Source organism: Escherichia sp. MOD1-EC5950 (genome assembly GCF_002965345.1).
Taxonomy (GTDB): Bacteria; Pseudomonadota; Gammaproteobacteria; order Enterobacterales; family Enterobacteriaceae; genus Escherichia; species Escherichia marmotae.
Genome location: NZ_PTSR01000001.1, coordinates 63,814 through 82,025, shown reverse-complemented (window position 1 = coordinate 82,025; position 18,212 = coordinate 63,814). Strand labels below are relative to the sequence as shown.

Sequence of the window (18,212 nt, the reverse complement as noted above, 5' to 3'; positions counted from 1 at the left end):
CTCCGGTTATTCAACTTCAATACTTTTGACGATCAGCGAATCGCCGGTATCGACACGCAACCGCTCGCCATGACAGAGCGGACACTGCGCATCGTGCTGATGAATTTCCACTACCTGGCTGCAATCCCAGCACCAGGCCTGGGCGGGTTTATAGACGATATGTAAATCGCACCCTTGCGCCACCGTTCCCTGGCAAACAATTTCAAAACTAAAACGAACCGCGCTCTCCTCAACGCAGGAGAGCGCGCCAATTTCCAGCCACACGGCGGTGACGCGCTTAACATCGTGCTGCTCCGCCTGCCGTTGGATAATTTCAACGGCGCTCTGGCAAAGCGACAACTCATGCATTTTCATCACTCCTGCGGCCAAACAGCAGGGCGCGACGCCCTGCGTGTGGCACATCCGGATTCGTGACTGGCAGCGAAAGGATCATTCGCGCGCAGTCATCCGTCAGGCGTTTGCCCTCTTCAATCGACATGCTGTGCGAAAGCGGCGACATCAGCGAGCAAGAGAGGTATTGCGAAACACCGTCCAGTTCGCCAACGGTAAAGGTCATAGTGCCATAAGGCAGTTGCAGACCGATCTTCTCACTCACTTTGCGCAGCGGCCAGAGTTGATCCGGGCCGGGGAAGATCACTGCACTCAGCATCCACGGGGTGATCACACACCCCGTCCACTGACCTTCGAACAGCGTAAAATCGGAAACATACACCGGCATGGAAGGATGCAGAAACGAAAGGTCGTGCATCGAACGCCGGGCAATTTCTTCAAACGCTGCCTGTACTTGCGCCTTTGGGGAGGTCTGGAAACCAGCAATCTCCTCAGTCATGTGCTGCCTCCCGCGGGATGGCTTCCACGCCTGATTCGCGCAGCGCAGCCAGAACCTGCTCAAGCGCAGGTTCAATCATTGCTTCGACCGTCGGCGTTAAACCGATGTGCGGCTCCAGCGATTCCGGGATCACGCCGACCAGAGTCAGCTTTTTCGGAAACTCGCCGGTGAAGCGCAGGGCCGACAATACGTCGGCCAGGCCAAGCTGATGCGGAGAGATTTTGTTGGTAAACAACGCCGGAACTTCTTCGTCCCGCAGGATCATCATCGTTCCCGGCGCGTTCTTTTTCGACACAATGGCATCGGCAATGATCAGATGATCGCGATTTGCCATGTCGCCAAGCAGTTCCATTCCCGCCGTGCCGCCATCGAGGATCTCAACATAATCCGGCAGAATGTATCGTTGCTCTAACGCTTCAACAATCCGCACGCCGATGGCTTCATCGGTCAGCAAAATATTGCCGACCCCTAAGACTAAAATACGCATTACAGAACCTTCACTGAAACCACTTCGTTGCCGTCGGCATCCACTACGTGAACCGCACAGGCCATGCACGGGTCGAAGGAGTGAATGGTACGCACCACTTCCAGCGGTTTATTCGGATCGGCAATCGGTGTACCCACCAGCGACTGTTCATACGGACCGACGTCATCATTGAAGTTACGCGGGCCAGAGTTCCAGGTGGATGGAACGACCGCCTGGTAGTTGCTGATGATACCGTCTTTAATCACCATCCAATGGGAGAGCATACCGCGCGGCGCTTCAAGGAAGCCAACGCCTTTGAACTCGCCCGTTGCCGGAATGTTCGGCTTCACGAACGTGGTGTGGTCGCCTTTGCCGATATTAGTGATCAGTGCACTGTATTGATTTTGCAGGATATCCTGCAATTCGCAGCAGTGAACGGTACGACCTATAATACGCCCCAGCGTGGAGTGCAGTTGCGCCACTTCCAGCGTGTTGCCCGTCAGTTTCTGATAAATCGCAACGATTTCATTCAGTTTGTTCTGGGTAGACTCGCGTCCTGCCGCCAGTTTCACTAGCATGTTCGCCAGCGGCCCCACTTCTACCGTTTTGCCGTAGAAAGTCGGTGATTTCACCCAGGAGTATTTACCGTCGTCAGACCAACCGTCGTAAGCCGGAATGGTTGTGCCTTCCCACGGTGCCTGCGGTGCTTCGTCTTTATACCAGGAGTGTTTCGCGCTTTCCTGAATCCCTTTGATCAGGTATTCATCGGAATGGGAAGTAATCGGACGATACGAGGACAAATCCGCGTTTTCGATATATCCGCCAGGGAACAGGAAGCTACCGTTTTTGCTGTCGGTCGGGAATTCCGGCACACTCAGGTAGTTCACCGCACCTTTACCGCGCTCCAGCCATTCCGGATAAAACGCCGCGATAACGGCAGTATCAACCTTATAAACCTGCTCAACAAAGTCGCTCAGCTTGTCGATGAAGGACTTGATGTACATCAGGCGCTCAAGGTTCAGTACGCCCAGACCGTCGAGGTTGATCGGGTTAGCGACCCCACCTACCGCCAGGTTCTGAATGTGTGGCGTTTTACCACCCAGCAGCGCCACCACTCGGTTTGCGTCACGCTGGCACTCCAGCGCCTGTAAGTAGTGCGCTACCGCAATCAGGTTCACTTCCGGCGGCAGTTTCATCGCCGGGTGCCCCCAGTAGCCATTGGCGAAAATACCCAACTGACCGCTGGCAACCAGATCTTTGATCTTGTTCTGAACTTTGGTGAACTCTTCCGGGCTGTTCAGGTGCCAGGTCGAAACACCTTTCAGCATTTCAGAAGCTTTAGTCGGATCAGCTTGCAGTGCAGAAGTGATGTCCACCCAGTCCAGCGCAGAGAGCTGATAGAAATGGACGATATGGTCATGCGTGGTATGCGCAGCCAGAATAATGTTACGGATGTATTGCGCGTTAACCGGAACGTCAATGTTCAGCGCACTCTCTGCCGCACGAACAGAAGAGAGCGCGTGAGTGGTGGTACATACGCCACAGATACGTTGCACAATCATCCAGGCATCGCGCGGATCGCGGTTTTTCACGATCTCTTCCATGCCGCGCCACATGGTTCCGGAAGCCCATGCTTTCGAAACGACGCCATTTTCGATTTCGCAATCGATGCGTAAATGCCCTTCAATACGGGTTACCGGATCAATAGTAATTCTCTGGCTCATGCTTTGCTCGCCTCATGACGATTATGATCGTTTTGTTTTAAAGGAGGAAGTATCGGCAGTAGACGAATGAGTACGATGTAAGCGCAAATCTCAATAGCCACAAAACCAATAGAAATCAACAGTTCTTCCCACGTCGGGAAGTAGGCGTAACCGCCGCCAGGGTTGAATGCCACCAGCGAATAGGTCAGACGCCAGGTTGCACAACCTAACAGTGCGCTCAGTGCCGACAGGAACAGCATACGTGAATCATTACGCAGCTTCGCCACACGCAGAACGACCAGCGGGAAGAGCATCAGCAGGACTTCAATCCAGAACATGACGGAGTAGAAGTCACCGGCAAACGCTAACGACAGCTTGTCGCGATAGATTAACTCGCCAAAGCGCAGCACGATGAAAATCGCCAGCAGCACGCTGATGGTGTTGGTCAACTTGACGAACAGGCTCTTCTCATCCGGCCCGTTGCCACGCAGACCCGCCTGCACCAACGAACCTTCAAAGATGACTATCGAGAAGCCCATGATGAACGCCGTCAGCAGCGAGAACAGCGGCAACATTTCATAGCTCTGCCACAGCGGATGCACTTTGTAGCCCGCCGAGATCATCAGTGATCCCATGGAAGACTGGTGCATAGTCGGCAGCAGCGCGCCAAGCGCGATGATAAAGAACATCACCTTGTTCAAACGCTTGAGCGATACCTTCCAGCCCAGACGTTCAAACAATGCAGGAGCAAACTCCAGAGCCATCACACCGATGTAGATGGTCATACAAACCGCCGTCTCGAACAGTACCGAGTTCACGTTGAAGTGACCCGGAATGTAGAAGTACGGCAGGTTCCAGTAACGACCGACGTCGATGGTAATCGACAAGCCACCCAGTGAGTAACCGAACAAACTTGCCAACAGCGCCGGACGCACCAGCGGATGGTATTGTCCACGGTTAAAGACGTATACCGCCCACGCCAGCGCCCAGCCGCCACAGGCGAAACCGGTGCCGATCAGCAGGTCAAACGCAATCCACACGCCCCATGGGAAGCCGCCATTCAGGTCGGAGACAGAGCCCAGACCGAACACCAGACGCTTCACAATCAGGAGCATACAAATGACGATTAACGGTCCAAAAATCATGACCGGTTTACTGATGATTTTGCCGCCCAGCGGTTGTGGATCATGACTCATGATCGTCTCCTCCGTCGTGATGGTCGTTTTTGGTGTTGCGACGAACCAGCACGGTTAAGCCCGCCAGCACGGCCAGTGGTAGCATCATGCCTTTATACAGGGTGTGTTGAATATTTTCGGAACGCGCGCCGGTAGAAAGATCGTCCAGTTTCGGCAAGTCGAGATTTTCATAAGGAACCCCCGTCAGTACCAGAACCTGAGTACCGCCGCCCTCTTTCTCGCCGTACAGATGCGGATAATATTTCGGCACTGTGTGCAGGTAAGTGTCGCCAGATTTCAACGTCTGACGCGGATAGTGGTATTCGCTGCCAGGCTTCAGCGCCAGGCGTTTTTTCGCCTCAGCCATCAGCTCTTCACGCGTACCAAAAATCACCGCGCCCGCCGGACACACTTCTACGCAGCCAGGTAGACCGCCTTTATCGAGACGCTCCACACCTTTCTGGTTACACAGCTCACACTTATGCAGCGCACCAAACGGGTTGTTGTAGTCGTACTTCGGCACATTGTACGGGCAGGCGACCATGCAGTAACGGCAGCCGGTGCACACGTCTTTGTCGTAATGGACAATGCCGGTTTTCGGATCTTTTTTCAGCGCAGAAACCGGGCACACGGAGACACAGTTCGGATCGACGCAGTGCATACACTGTTTCTTAATGTACGCATAGCCATTCTCTTCCTGGTCTTTGTTGACGCCAGTGCCGCTGGTCCACACCTGGATGATGTTATTGGTATACGGCGACAGTTTGTCGTTGTTCGACCACGTCTGTTCCCCTTGCGGGTTACGTTCCGGGAAGTTGATATCCTGACACTTAGTCACACAAGCCTGGCAGCCTACGCACAAGGTCGAGTCATACAACATTCCCAGCGATCCCGGAATTGGCGGGCGGTTTTCAGCAGCCGCATGGCTGACAGACGGCAATGCGCCCGTCAGCAATGCCCCGCAGGAGGCTGCTTTAATAAAATTACGTCTGTTCACGGTTATTCTCCCCGTGAGTCAGCGTTATCTTTCTTTTGCTGACGACCCAGTTCACGCACCGCCATCACGCTGACACCGGCAACCAGCCCAACCACACCGCCAAGCAAACCGATAGCGCCCGCAGAAACGTTGCCGCCCTCTTTAGCGTTAACGTCCGGTTTCTGTGAACGCGGCGTCTGGTTTTCGACGTTGGCAAGCTGATGGATGCCTTTATGGAAGCCGATACCTTCTTCGTTACAGCCGTAGCACGGGTGACCAATCGCCACCGGCCATACACCGCCAACGTCGCAGAATTGCAGTGTGGAGCAGTTACCGTAAGTTTCCGGTCCTTTACAGCCGAGGTGGTACAGGCACCAGCCTTCGCGATGGCCATCATCACCAAACTCTTTGGCGAAACGACCAGCATCGAAGTGCGGGCGACGTTCGCAATGTTCGTGAATCAGACGCCCATAGGCGAAGGTCGGACGGTTTTTGTTATCCAGCTTCGGCGGTTTACCGTAAGTGATGATGTGCGCAACGGTCGCAAGGAAGTTGTGCGGGTTCGGCGGGCAGCCTGGAATGTTGATAACGGTTTTGCCCGGCAGAACTTCTTGCAGGCTGACCGCACCGGTTGGGTTAACCCCAGCAGCGGCGACACCGCCCCACGCGGAGCAGGAACCGATAGCGATAATTGCGGCAGCACCTTCTGCCGCTTTGCGGATGTGATCCACAATCGGCTCACCGGCGACCATGCAGTAAATACCGTTATCTTTTAATGGGATGGAACCATCCACAACCAACACATACTGCCCTTTGTATTTATCGAGCGCGTTATGTTTGTTCTCTTCAACCTGATGGCCGAAAGCGGCGGAGAGCACTTCGTGATATTCCAGAGAGATAGTCTCCAGCACGAGGTTTTCTACCGTTGGATGCGTTGCACGAAGCAGAGATTCCGTACAACCAGTACATTCCTGCGCGCCAATCCAGATAACCGGCGGGCGCTGCGGGTTAGTGACCGATTCGGCCATCTCTGCGGCGGCTTTGCTACTCAACCCCATGGTGGCGGCTAATGCTGCACAAAGCTTCATGAAATCACGGCGATTAATGCCGTGAGAATGGATGAGGGTGTTATCTCCAGTCATTTATAGTTATTCCGTTGCGAAGACCTGGCATATATTTTGCCTCAACCGCAAAATCGATAATGCGATCGATGCGCCATTTACCACACATTTATTATGGTTATCATTGTCATGATACTGCGGCGGGGCGCTAAAACGAAGGGGAAGGAGCATTAGTGTAATTAATTAAAGCAAGATAATACGTATGTTTGATCAATTTTCGAGGCGATAACCAGCCATAAAAAAGCGCAAAGTAGAACAGGAATTATTCTCACGAAAGAAATCCATTACCATCTCTTTATCCAGCCCATAACGCCGCGTCAGAATGCCTGCTTCCCAGGCGCTAAGCTGACGATCGCCGGTCTTTTCATACATCCGGTGCGAGTAGCCTAATACAAAACCGCGTTTATAATCGGCGCAGAATTTCGTCACATTAACCGCACTGTCGGCATGTGTTGCTTTTAATCCCGCCATTAAGCCTTTACCAAAATGGTTATTCATAATTTATCTCCAATCGCTATATATGAATCTATATAGCGATATTTTAGGCAAAGTACGACTTTTACGCACGCTATTTTTTCCTGTATGTGAAAGACGTTATCCAGTAAGAGATAAACGCATCAAGAGAGATATTTGTCGAACCATTTCAGCGTTCTTTGCCAGGCAAGATCGGCGGCAGATTTGTCATAACGGGGAGTGGAATCATTATGGAATCCGTGATTAACCCCCGGATAAATATACGCCTCATAGACCTTATTATTCGCTTTCAACGCTGCCTCATAAGCGGGCCAGCCTTCGTTAATTCGCGTGTCCAGTTCGGCGTAGTGGAGCAGTAAAGGCGCTTCAATTTTCGCCACATCGGCGGCCAGAGCCTGGCGACCATAAAACGGCACCGCGCAGGCCAGTTCCGGATATGCCACCGCTGCCGCGTTCGATACCCCACCGCCATAACAAAATCCGGTTATACCTACCTTGCCAGTGGCTTGCGGATAGCGTTGCATAAACTCAATCGCGGCAAAGAAGTCATTCATCAGTTTGGTTGGATCGACCTGCTGTTGCAGCTCGCGGCCTTTGTCATCGTTCCCGGGATAGCCGCCAACGGAACTTAAACCGTCAGGAGCGAGGGCAATATATCCTGCCTTCGCCACTCGCCGCGCCACATCTTCGATATACGGATTCAGCCCGCGATTCTCATGCACCACCACTACGGCTGGCGTTTTGCTGTTCATCTTCGCAGGTTTCACCAGATAGCCGCGCACCTCACCATGACCATTTGGCGAAGGATACGTGATGTACTCCGCAACAATATCCGGATCGGTAAACTCCACCTGGGTCGCCCATGCGTAATTTGGCCTGAGCAAATCAAACAATGCTAATGCCGTCATCCCGCCCACTGCATACTTCGCCGCAATATTGAGGAACTCACGTTTCGATATTTTCCCGTGAGCGTAATAGTCGTAGTAGTCCAGCAACTCTTGTGGGAAATCTTTAGCGGTCAGACGCGGCATCGTTTCACTCCTCAACTGGTGTTTTTTTAAGCAAAGCATAAGCACGTGTTTTTGCCCAGTTTTTCGTCACACTGTGAGCGATGCTACGGGATCTCCCCTGGCAAATCGCTAGACTAGAAACATCGTTTCGAAATTGAACAGTGGAAAGGAGATGTCATGGTCTGGTTAGCGAATCCCGAGCGTTACGAGCAGATGCAGTACCGCTATTGCGGAAAAAGCGGTTTACGCCTGCCCGCGTTATCGCTCGGTTTGTGGCACAATTTTGGTCACGTCAACGCGCTGGAGTCACAGCGTGCGATCCTGCGTAAAGCCTTTGATTTGGGCATTACGCACTTTGATTTAGCCAACAACTACGGCCCGCCTCCTAGCAGTGCGGAAGAGAACTTTGGCCGTCTGCTGCGGGAAGATTTTGCCGCTTATCGTGACGAGTTAATCATCTCCACCAAAGCTGGCTACGATATGTGGCCCGGCCCGTATGGCTCTGGCGGGTCGCGTAAATACCTGCTCGCCAGCCTCGACCAAAGCCTGAAACGTATGGGGCTGGAGTATGTCGATATCTTTTACTCTCATCGCGTCGATGAAAATACGCCGATGGAAGAAACCGCGTCGGCGCTGGCCCATGCGGTGCAAAGTGGTAAGGCTCTGTATGTCGGGATATCGTCTTACTCGCCAGAGCGAACGCAAAAAATGGTCGAGTTGCTACACGAGTGGAAAATTCCGCTGCTAATTCACCAACCTTCGTACAATTTACTGAACCGCTGGGTGGATAAAAGCGGTCTGCTGGATACCCTGGAAAATAACGGTGTGGGCTGCATTGCCTTCACTCCGCTCGCCCAGGGATTGTTAACCGGAAAATATCTCAACGGTATTCCTGAAGATTCTCGGATGCATCGTGAAGGGCACAAAGTTCGCGGCCTGACGCCGAAAATGCTTACCAACGCCAACCTCAACAGTCTGCGTTTATTAAATGAAATGGCACAGCAGCGTGGTCAATCTATGGCTCAAATGGCATTAAGCTGGTTGCTGAAAGATGATCGAGTGACGTCGGTATTGATTGGTGCCAGCCGTCCGGAGCAACTGGAGGAGAACGTACAGGCGCTAAATAATCTGCTGTTTAGTGCCGAAGAACTGGCGCAGATTGACCAACATATCGCTGATGGCGAGCTAAATCTGTGGCAGGCGTCTTCCGATAAATAACGTGTTAATACCGGGCGCGAGAACCGCGCCCGAATAAGATCAGTGATTATGACGGGTGAGTCGGTCAAGATAGCCCATCACAAATGCAGAGAGCACAAACGTCAGATGGATAATGACGTACCACATCAGTTTGTTATCCGGGACATTTTTCGCATCCATAAAGACGCGCAGTAAGTGAATGGAAGAGATTGCCACAATCGACGCCGCCACTTTATTTTTCAGCGACGTAGCATCCATTTTCCCCAGCCAGTTCAGCTTCTCTTTGTTCTCGGAGATATCTAACTGCGAGACAAAATTCTCATAACCGGAAAACATTACCATCACCAGCAAACCGCCAACCAGCGTCATATCTACCAGCGACAGTAACACGAGGATCAAATCAGATTCCGCTATCGAGAAGATATTCGGCAATACGTGAATAATCTCCTGAAAGAACTTCAGCGCCAGGGCAACCAGCGCCAGCGAAAGGCCAAAGTACACGGGGGCAAGCAGCCAGCGAGAAGCATACATTGCATTTTCAAGAAAACGTTCCATACATTCCTGTCGTGTAGTTAAAACGGGCAACAGTATATCGTAATTGAGTAAACAGCACGCAACAGCAAATCAACATATACGTTAATCCTTTGTCGCATAAATCCGACGTTTAGGGATCTTCCTGGTTACCTTATTAACCAGGAAGCGATTCCATTGTTACCGAAAGGCTCCGGTATCATCACCACTTCGTCAATCCAGGTGTATCAGCCAAGCCCACACTTGCTGGATTATGGCTGCAACGAAAGCGGCGATTCTTAACTACAGCCGTGGTCTGGCGAAACAGGTCGCGGAGAAAGGGATACGTCACTGCGGAAGTGCACGGCGTGTGCGGCGGTGAGCATTTAGGCTGAAAAAATGCCCGGTTGTGAGAAGCGACCGGGCATCATTGTGCTTTTAACTCTTGCCTGATGCGGCGAAAACACCTCATCAGGCCTGCAAACTCATGAAAATTCAAAACGTTGCAATAGATTTTGTAGGCCGGATAAGACGCGCCAGCGTCGCATCAGGCATTGAGCACCGAATGTCGGATGCGGCGTGAACGCCTTATCCGGCCTACAAATTCATGCAAATTCAATATATTGCGATAGAGTCTGTAGGCCTGATAAGCGCAGCGCATCAGGCAATTCTGCGTTACTTCGCTTTGGCAGTTTCTTCGCCAACCAGACCTATCTTCAGGTAACCCGCCTGATGCAGCGTATCCATTACCTTCATCAACGTCTCGTAATCGACGGTTTTGTCTGCGCGGAAGAAGATGGTGGTATCTTTCTTACCTTCGGTTAACGCATTCAGTGCCGTAACCATCGTTTCATCGGTGACAGGATCGTTACCGATGAACATCGAGTTATCCGCCTTCACCGACAGATAAACCGGTTTTTCCGGGCGCGGCTGCGGCGTGCTGGTAGAAGCAGGCAAGTTCACCTTCACATCTACCGTCGCTAACGGTGCCGCCACCATAAAGATAATCAGCAGAACCAACATCACGTCGATAAACGGCGTCACGTTGATGTCGTGCATTTCGCCGTTATCGTCGAGGTTTTCGTTAAGATGCATTGCCATCGGACATTATCCTGCGCGTAATTTTTGTGCGACACGAACCGGATGCGCAGCGGCGCTGGCTTCCAGATCCAGATCACGGCTTTGCAGCAACAGCACCTGCGCTGCGACATCACCCAGCATCGCTTTAAAGCCGCCAATCTGACGTGCGAATACGTTATAGATAACAACCGCCGGAATTGCTGCCACCAGACCGATTGCCGTTGCCAGCAGCGCTTCTGCGATGCCCGGTGCAACAACTGCCAGGTTGGTAGTCTGCGTTTGCGCAATACCGATAAAGCTGTTCATGATGCCCCAGACTGTACCAAACAGCCCCACAAACGGCGAAATCGCGCCGATGGTTGCAAGGTAGCCGTTACCGCGCCCCATTTGACGCCCCACTGCGGCGACCCGACGTTCAAGACGGAAACTGGTGCGCTCTTTAATACCGTCGTTATCGTCGCTGCCTTCTGACAGTTCCAGCTCGTTCTGCGCTTCATTGAGCAAATGCAGACTTAAGCTTTTGCTACCAAAATCAGCGGCGATATCGTTGGCCTGGTTTAAGGAGCGAGCTTCAGCCAGCAGTTGCTGTTCACGCTTCAGGCGACGCTTCTGGTTGAAGAACTCAACGCTCTTGCTGAAGAAGATTGCCCAGGTGACTACGGAGGCCAGAATCAGCCCAATCATCACGCACTTAACGACAATATCGGCGTGCTGATACATACCCCAGACGGAAAGATCCGTCTGCATTAAATTATTACCCACTGTGTATCTCCAGGACGCAAGTCACAAAATCTGCGCACAATAATATCAAAACGACGTCGAATTGATAGTCGTTCTCATTACTATTTGCATACTGCCGTACCTTTGCTTTCTTTTCTTTGCGTTTACGCAGTAAAAAAGTCACCAGCACGCCATTTGCGAAAATTTTCTGCTTTATGCCAATTCTTCAGGATGCGCCCACTATTATTCATGCTAGTTTAGACATCCAGACGTATAAAAACAGGAATCCCAACATGGCAAACAAACAACTTGATACTCAACTGGTCAATGCAGGACGCAGCAAAAAATATACCCTTGGCGCGGTAAATAGCGTGATTCAGCGCGCCTCTTCGCTGGTCTTTGATAGTGTGGAAGCAAAAAAACACGCGACGCGTAATCGTGCCAATGGTGAATTATTCTATGGCCGCCGCGGAACGTTAACGCACTTCTCATTGCAAGAAGCGATGTGTGAACTGGAAGGTGGCGCAGGCTGCGTGCTGTTTCCTTGCGGGGCGGCAGCCGTTGCCAATTCCATTCTCGCGTTTGTCGAACAAGGCGATCATGTGTTGATGACCAACACAGCCTACGAACCGAGTCAGGATTTTTGTAGCAAAATCCTCAGCAAATTGGGCGTAACGACATCGTGGTTTGATCCGCTGATTGGCGCGAATATCGTTAAACATCTGCGGCCAAATACCAAAGTGGTATTTCTGGAATCGCCAGGTTCCATCACTATGGAAGTGCATGATGTTCCGGCGATTGTCGCCGCCGTGCGCAGCGTGGTGCCGGACGCCATCATTATGATTGATAACACCTGGGCTGCCGGAGTGCTGTTCAAAGCCCTCGATTTTGGTATCGATATTTCCATTCAGGCCGCCACCAAATATCTTGTGGGTCACTCAGATGCGATGATCGGCACCGCGGTGTGCAATGCCCGTTGTTGGGAGCAACTGCGGGAGAACTCTTATCTGATGGGGCAGATGGTCGATGCCGATACCGCCTATATGACCAGCCGTGGCTTGCGCACTTTAGGCGTGCGTCTGCGCCAGCATCATGAAAGCAGTCTGAAAGTTGCGGAATGGCTGGCAGCGCATCCGCTGGTTGAGCGGGTTAACCACCCTGCTCTGCCGGAAAGTAAAGGCCATGAGTTCTGGAAACGAGACTTTACAGGTAGCAGCGGACTATTTTCCTTTGTGCTGAAGAAAAAACTCAACGACGAAGAACTGGCGAACTATCTGGATAACTTCAGTTTATTTAGCATGGCCTACTCGTGGGGCGGCTATGAATCGTTGATCCTTGCGAATCAGCCGGAACATATCGCAGCCATCCGCCCACAAGGAAAGATTGATTTCAGCGGCACGTTGATTCGCCTGCATATTGGTCTGGAAAACGTCGACGATCTGATTGCCGATCTGGACGCGGGCTTTGCACGAATTGTGTAACATTGCCAAATTTGGACAATTTTGCAGACATTTAATTGTGATTAGTCTTAAATTGTTGCGTCCGGGATCAAGGCGTCCCGGACGATTCAGGAGTACAATAGGCAAATAAAGGCTTAAACGCTGTTCCACAGGAAAGTCCATGGCTGTTATTCAAGACATTATCGCTGCGCTCTGGCAACACGACTTTGCCGCGCTGGCGGACCCTCATATTGTTAGCGTTGTTTACTTTGTCATGTTTGCCACGCTGTTTTTAGAAAACGGCCTGTTGCCCGCCTCGTTTTTGCCAGGCGACAGCTTGTTAATACTGGCTGGCGCACTGATTGCCCAGGGGGTTATGGATTTTCTGCCAACAATCGCGATTCTGACTGCCGCAGCCAGTCTGGGCTGCTGGTTAAGTTATATTCAGGGACGTTGGTTAGGTAATACCAAAACGGTGAAAGGCTGGCTGGCGCAGCTTCCGGCTAAATATCATCAACGCGCCACCTGTATGTTTGACCGCCACGGTTTGCTGGCTCTGCTGGCTGGGCGTTTTCTCGCATTTGTCCGCACGCTGCTGCCAACAATGGCGGGGATTTCCGGTCTGCCAAACCGTCGCTTCCAGTTTTTCAACTGGCTAAGTGGACTGCTGTGGGTCAGCGTGGTGACCAGTTTTGGTTACGCCTTAAGCATGATCCCGTTCGTTAAACGCCATGAAGATCAGGTGATGACGTTTCTGATGATCCTGCCAATTGCCCTGTTAACCGCAGGCCTGTTAGGCACGCTGTTTGTGGTAATTAAAAAAAAATACGGTAACGCCTGACATTTTCCTCTGTTCCCGGCAGCAATGCCGGGAACGCATTTAACTCCCCTGCATCGCCCGCATTCTTGCTGCATCTTCACCCGGCGTCACACCGAAGTAACGTTTAAATTCGCGGCTGAACTGTGATGCACTTTCATAACCTACACGCATCGCTGCCGCACTGGCTTTCATGCCATCGTGGATGATCATCATTCGCGCCTTATGCAGCCGGTAGTTCTTCAAATACTGCAAAGGCGAGGTGCTGGTGACAGATTTAAAATTATGATGGAAGGCAGAAACACTCATATTGGCTTCTGCCGCGAGTTGCTCGACGCTTAGATTTTCGGTGTACTTATTCTCAATACGTTTCAGCACGCGGCTAATCAGACTGAAATGCGTCTGGCGACTGACCAGCGCCAGTAATGCTCCGCCGCAAGGTCCGGTCAGCACGTAGTAAAGAATTTCGCGGATGATCTGCTTGCCGAGAATGCGCGCATCCAGCGGTCGCTCCATCACATCCAGTAACCGCTCCGCCGCACATAAAATCTCTTCTGACAGCGTGGCGGAGTTTATGCCGCTGGCTGCCATCGACGGTTGAAAATGTTCATCCTCGCCAATGTCCATCAACAGTTCCTGTAACTGCAAAATATCAACATTGAGACGTAAGCCCGCTAATGGCACCTCCGGCGTAGCGTAAGTTTCGCACTCAAAGGGTAATGGCACCGTCAGTAGCAGATATTCATTGGCATCATAACGAAACACTCGTTCATTGATATAACCGATTTTATGCCCGGAAAAGAGAATTATGATGCCTGGCTCGTACATTACCGGCGTACGTGCCCCGGGATTCTCACCAAACAGCAAGCGCACATCAGGCAACAGTTCTGACAAACTATTTTCTTTATTTTTCAGATTATTAATTTTATCCGTCAGCAGTCGGCAAATCTCTTCACGTTTCATATCGTGTAATTTCTTAGGATTAATGCGGCAATTTGATTGTGCGCAATTTTGTACTATTTCTCCAGCACTCTGGAGAAATAGGCAAGACATTGGCAGAAATGAGCATTGAGAGCCACGGCGCTGGCGACCACAATGACAAACATCAGGCAGACTGATCTCTGCCCTCATATTGGCCCAGCAAAGAGAGCAAGTAATGAATAACTTTAATCTGCATACCCCAACCCGCATTCTGTTTGGTAAAGGCGCTATCGCCGGTTTACGCGAGCAAATCCCTCACGATGCCCGCATATTGATTACTTACGGCGGCGGTAGCGTTAAAAAAACCGGCGTTCTGGATCAAGTACTGGATTCCCTGAAAGGCATGGACGTGCTGGAGTTTGGCGGTATCGAGCCAAACCCGACTTATGAAACGCTGATGAACGCCGTGAAACTGGTTCGCGAACAGAAAGTGACTTTCCTGCTGGCGGTTGGTGGCGGTTCCGTACTGGACGGCACCAAGTTTATCGCCGCAGCAGCAAATTATCCTGAGAATGTCGATCCGTGGCACATCCTGCAAACGGGTGGTAAAGAGATTAAAAGTGCCATCCCAATGGGCTGCGTGCTGACGCTGCCAGCGACCGGTTCAGAATCCAACGCAGGTGCGGTGATCTCTCGCAAAACCACCGGTGACAAACAGGCGTTTCATTCTGCCCACGTTCAGCCGGTATTTGCCGTGCTCGATCCGGTTTATACCTACACCCTGCCGCCGCGCCAGGTGGCTAATGGCGTAGTGGACGCCTTTGTACACACCGTAGAACAGTATGTTACCAAACCGGTTGATGCCAAAATTCAGGATCGCTTCGCAGAAGGTATTTTGCTGACGCTTCTCGAAGATGGCCCGAAAGCCCTGAAAGAGCCAGAAAACTACGATGTGCGCGCGAACGTCATGTGGGCAGCGACTCAGGCACTGAACGGTTTGATTGGCGCGGGCGTACCGCAGGACTGGGCAACGCATATGCTGGGCCACGAACTGACTGCTATGCACGGCCTGGATCACGCGCAAACGCTGGCTATCGTCCTGCCTGCGCTATGGAATGAAAAACGCGACACCAAGCGCGCGAAACTGCTGCAATACGCTGAACGTGTCTGGAACATCACCGAAGGTTCCGATGACGAGCGTATTGACGCCGCAATTGCCGCTACCCGCAATTTCTTCGAGCAATTAGGCGTGCCGACGCGCCTGTCCGACTACGGTCTGGACGGCAGTTCTATCCCGGCATTACTGAAGAAGCTGGAAGAACACGGCATGACCCAACTGGGCGAAAATCATGATATTACGCTGGATGTCAGCCGTCGCATTTACGAAGCAGCCCGTTAAGCTTTTTCCTCCTCACACTTTCGTTTTTGGGTATTTCGTCCAGACTTAAGTTCACAACACCTCACCGGAGCCTGCTCCGGTGAGTTCATATAAGGAGGAACATATGACTAATCCAACCGTTATTAAGCTACAGGATGGCAATGTCATGCCCCAGTTGGGACTGGGCGTCTGGCAAGCAAGTAATGAGGAGGTAATCACCGCGATTCAAAAAGCCCTGGAAGTGGGATATCGCTCGATTGATACCGCCGCGGCCTATAAAAACGAAGAAGGCGTCGGCAAGGCACTGAAAAATGCCGCACTTGCCAGAGAAGAGTTGTTCATCACTACCAAACTGTGGAACGACGACCACAAGCGTCCCCGTGAAGCCCTGCTGGACAGCCTGAAAAAACTCCAGCTTGATTATATCGATCTCTACTTAATGCACTGGCCCGTTCCCGCTATCGACCATTATGTCGAAGCATGGAAGGGAATGATCGAGCTGCAAAAAGAGGGGTTAATCAAAAGCATCGGCGTCTGTAACTTCCAGATCCACCATTTGCAACGTCTGATTGATGAAACTGGCGTGCCCCCCGTGATTAATCAGATCGAACTTCATCCGCTGATGCAGCAACGCCAGCTTCACGCCTGGAACGCTACGCACAAAATTCAGACCGAATCCTGGAGCCCGTTAGCGCAAGGCGGAAAAGGTGTCTTTGACCAGAAAATCATTCGCGATCTGGCGGATAAATACGGCAAAACTCCAGCACAGATTGTCATCCGCTGGCATCTGGATAACGGCCTGGTGGTGATCCCAAAATCAGTCACACCTTCACGCATTGCCGAAAACTTTAATGTCTGGGATTTCCGTCTCGACAAAGACGAACTTGGTGAAATCGCGAAACTCGATCAAGGTAAACGCCTCGGTCCCGATCCCGACCAGTTCGGCGGCTAACGCACAAATTCTCCCGGTGGCGGTAATGTTCCGCTACCGGACTTTTCAGAAATCATTTATTCCCCTCGCCTCCCGCCCGTTGTTACTCTCCTCCGTTCAGAAATGCCACATTTAAGGACATCATCATGCGGAGCTGGAAGCTCTTAAAGCAACAATGCATCTACAATATGGATAAACGCGACGGTGAGGTAAAAAACAGATGAGACAAATACTTCTTCTGTTTTTGGCTGTTTTTGCAAGCTTCACGACTCAGGCACAATCACCATCGCTAACCGCTGAACAAACAGTTCGCCTGATTTATCAAAACTATAAATCGGATGCCAGTGCGCCTTATTTCGGTGCAACAGGAGAGCAGGCAATAACATCTGAACGCATACAAAAGGTGCTAACCCTGAATGATAATCTCACTCTACCGGGCAATATTGGCTGGCTGGATTACGATCCGATTTGTGACTGTCAGGATTTTGGCGATCTGGTGTTAGAAAGCGTAGCGATTACCCAAATAGACGCCGACCACGCGGATGCCGTTGTGCGCTTTCGTGCCTTCAAAGACGATAAAGAAAAGACCACACAAACGCTGAAAATGGTGGCCGAAAATGATCGCTGGGTCATTGACGATATTGCCAGCAATCATGGTAGCGTCTGGCAGGCAGTTAATAGCGAGAATGAAAAAATCCTGGCAACGCTGGCATCGCTGCAAAAAGAACAGCCAGAAGCTTTTGTCAGTGAACTATTTGAGCATATTGCCGATTATAGCTGGCCCTGGACGTGGGTTGTTTCCGACACTTATCGTCAGGCCGTTAATGCCTTCTATAAAACTACCTTCAAAACTGACAGCAACCCCGATGAAGATATGCAAATCGAGCGGCAATTTATTTACGATAATCCGATCTGTTTTGGCGAAGAAACGCTATTTTCTCGCATTAATGAAATCCGTGTACTGGAGAAAACCGCTGATTCCGCCCGCATCCATGTTCGTATTGCGCTGACCAATGGCAACAGCGAAGAGCAGGATTTGGTTTTACAGCGGCGCGAAGGGCTGTGGGAAATTGCAGATTTCATCCGTCCGGATAGCGGAAGTTTGCTTAAACAGATTGAAGCGAAGACTGCGGCCAGATTAAAGCAGTGAGTTGAATAGGAATAATAAATAAAAGGGAACACTATATGAAAACGATTTTCACCGTGGGAGCTGTTGTTCTGGCGACCAGCTTACTAAGTGGCTGCGTCAATGAACAAAAGGTCAGTCAACTGGCGGGTAATGTACAAACATTAAATGCCAAAATCGCCCGACTTGAGCAGGATATAAAAGCATTACGCCCGCAGATCTACGCCGCCAAATCCGAAGCTAACAGAGCCAATACACGCCTTGATGCGCAAGACTATTTTGATTGCCTGCGCTGCTTGCGTATGTATGCGGAATGATAAAAATATCCCCGGTAGCAAT

At 51.3% G+C, this 18,212-nt stretch carries 20 protein-coding genes and 1 pseudogene; 8 read left to right on the top strand and 13 right to left on the bottom strand.

The window, feature by feature from the left end:
* Positions 1-6 precede the first annotated feature (6 nt).
* The 9 genes from hypA to yghX form a co-directional block, all read right to left on the bottom strand.
* Entirely contained in the window at positions 7-348 is a 342-nt protein-coding gene (gene hypA, locus BEA93_RS00465) for a hydrogenase maturation nickel metallochaperone HypA (RefSeq protein WP_000544957.1), read from the bottom strand.
* Complete coding sequence (gene hybE / locus BEA93_RS00460; protein WP_000134011.1) at positions 341-829, bottom strand: hydrogenase-2 assembly chaperone; 489 nt, start codon at positions 827-829, stop codon at positions 341-343. The genes hypA and hybE overlap by 8 nt, the downstream gene beginning before the upstream one ends.
* Positions 822-1,316 carry a HyaD/HybD family hydrogenase maturation endopeptidase gene (locus tag BEA93_RS00455; protein WP_001221938.1) on the bottom strand — a complete coding sequence of 165 codons (495 nt, stop codon included), beginning with the start codon at positions 1,314-1,316 and terminating at the stop codon, positions 822-824. The genes hybE and BEA93_RS00455 overlap by 8 nt, the downstream gene beginning before the upstream one ends.
* Positions 1,316-3,019 carry a hydrogenase 2 large subunit gene (gene hybC / locus BEA93_RS00450; RefSeq protein ID WP_000083056.1) on the bottom strand — a complete coding sequence of 568 codons (1,704 nt, stop codon included), beginning with the start codon at positions 3,017-3,019 and terminating at the stop codon, positions 1,316-1,318. The genes BEA93_RS00455 and hybC overlap by 1 nt, the downstream gene beginning before the upstream one ends.
* Positions 3,016-4,194 carry a Ni/Fe-hydrogenase cytochrome b subunit gene (hybB, locus tag BEA93_RS00445; protein ID WP_000017694.1) on the bottom strand — a complete coding sequence of 393 codons (1,179 nt, stop codon included), beginning with the start codon at positions 4,192-4,194 and terminating at the stop codon, positions 3,016-3,018. Before hybB ends, hybC begins: the two co-directional genes overlap by 4 nt.
* On the bottom strand, positions 4,184-5,170 hold the full coding sequence (hybA, locus tag BEA93_RS00440) for a hydrogenase 2 operon protein HybA (protein WP_001081870.1): 987 nt from the start codon (positions 5,168-5,170) through the stop codon (positions 4,184-4,186). The genes hybB and hybA overlap by 11 nt, the downstream gene beginning before the upstream one ends.
* A 2-nt stretch (positions 5,171-5,172) precedes the next feature.
* A complete protein-coding gene (gene hybO / locus BEA93_RS00435) occupies positions 5,173-6,291 on the bottom strand; it encodes a hydrogenase 2 small subunit (protein ID WP_105224385.1) in 1,119 nt (372 codons plus the stop codon).
* A gap of 189 nt (positions 6,292-6,480) precedes the next feature.
* A complete protein-coding gene (gene yghW / locus BEA93_RS00425; protein ID WP_001059136.1) occupies positions 6,481-6,768 on the bottom strand; it encodes a DUF2623 family protein YghW in 288 nt (95 codons plus the stop codon).
* Between the two features lie 119 nt (positions 6,769-6,887).
* Positions 6,888-7,775, bottom strand: coding sequence for a YghX family hydrolase (gene yghX, locus BEA93_RS00420; protein ID WP_010378800.1), 888 nt, complete (start codon positions 7,773-7,775; stop codon positions 6,888-6,890).
* Between the two features lie 156 nt (positions 7,776-7,931).
* Here yghX and gpr point away from each other — a divergent pair, with 156 nt between their 5' ends.
* Entirely contained in the window at positions 7,932-8,972 is a 1,041-nt protein-coding gene (gpr, locus tag BEA93_RS00415) for an L-glyceraldehyde 3-phosphate reductase (RefSeq protein WP_105224386.1), read from the top strand.
* A gap of 39 nt (positions 8,973-9,011) precedes the next feature.
* On the opposite strand, the gene BEA93_RS00410 is transcribed toward gpr, so the two are convergent.
* Positions 9,012-9,506, bottom strand: coding sequence for a TIGR00645 family protein (locus BEA93_RS00410; RefSeq protein WP_001517102.1), 495 nt, complete (start codon positions 9,504-9,506; stop codon positions 9,012-9,014).
* 126 nt (positions 9,507-9,632) lie between these two features.
* On the opposite strand from BEA93_RS00410, the pseudogene BEA93_RS00405 reads away from it, so the two are divergent.
* Positions 9,633-9,810: pseudogene (locus BEA93_RS00405) on the top strand (SDR family oxidoreductase); the annotation flags it as partial.
* 326 nt (positions 9,811-10,136) lie between these two features.
* Here BEA93_RS00405 and exbD read toward each other — a convergent pair.
* Positions 10,137-10,562, bottom strand: coding sequence for a TonB system transport protein ExbD (gene exbD / locus BEA93_RS00400; RefSeq protein ID WP_001240714.1), 426 nt, complete (start codon positions 10,560-10,562; stop codon positions 10,137-10,139).
* A gap of 6 nt (positions 10,563-10,568) precedes the next feature.
* Complete coding sequence (gene exbB / locus BEA93_RS00395; RefSeq protein ID WP_000527841.1) at positions 10,569-11,303, bottom strand: tol-pal system-associated acyl-CoA thioesterase; 735 nt, start codon at positions 11,301-11,303, stop codon at positions 10,569-10,571.
* Between the two features lie 251 nt (positions 11,304-11,554).
* Between exbB and metC the strand changes: the two genes are divergently transcribed.
* Positions 11,555-12,742, top strand: coding sequence for a cystathionine beta-lyase (gene metC, locus BEA93_RS00385; protein WP_016262554.1), 1,188 nt, complete (start codon positions 11,555-11,557; stop codon positions 12,740-12,742).
* Positions 12,743-12,881: 139 nt separating this feature from the next.
* Complete coding sequence (gene yghB, locus BEA93_RS00380; RefSeq protein ID WP_000268420.1) at positions 12,882-13,541, top strand: DedA family general envelope maintenance protein YghB; 660 nt, start codon at positions 12,882-12,884, stop codon at positions 13,539-13,541.
* A gap of 39 nt (positions 13,542-13,580) precedes the next feature.
* Here yghB and yqhC read toward each other — a convergent pair whose 3' ends face one another.
* Positions 13,581-14,480, bottom strand: a complete 900-nt coding sequence (gene yqhC / locus BEA93_RS00375; RefSeq protein ID WP_016249216.1) for a DNA-binding transcriptional regulator YqhC — start codon at positions 14,478-14,480, stop codon at positions 13,581-13,583.
* Positions 14,481-14,673: 193 nt separating this feature from the next.
* On the opposite strand from yqhC, the gene yqhD reads away from it, so the two are divergent.
* The 4 genes from yqhD to yqhH all read left to right on the top strand — a co-directional run bounded on the left by yqhD (position 14,674) and on the right by yqhH (position 18,190).
* Positions 14,674-15,837, top strand: a complete 1,164-nt coding sequence (gene yqhD / locus BEA93_RS00370; RefSeq protein ID WP_001058791.1) for an alcohol dehydrogenase — start codon at positions 14,674-14,676, stop codon at positions 15,835-15,837.
* A 103-nt stretch (positions 15,838-15,940) separates the two neighbouring features.
* On the top strand, positions 15,941-16,768 hold the full coding sequence (gene dkgA, locus BEA93_RS00365) for a 2,5-didehydrogluconate reductase DkgA (RefSeq protein WP_000184343.1): 828 nt from the start codon (positions 15,941-15,943) through the stop codon (positions 16,766-16,768).
* Positions 16,769-16,967: 199 nt separating this feature from the next.
* Positions 16,968-17,897, top strand: a complete 930-nt coding sequence (locus BEA93_RS00360; RefSeq protein ID WP_016249217.1) for a YbjP/YqhG family protein — start codon at positions 16,968-16,970, stop codon at positions 17,895-17,897.
* Positions 17,898-17,932: 35 nt separating this feature from the next.
* Positions 17,933-18,190 carry a lipoprotein YqhH gene (gene yqhH, locus BEA93_RS00355; RefSeq protein WP_001517105.1) on the top strand — a complete coding sequence of 86 codons (258 nt, stop codon included), beginning with the start codon at positions 17,933-17,935 and terminating at the stop codon, positions 18,188-18,190.
* Positions 18,191-18,212 lie beyond the last annotated feature (22 nt).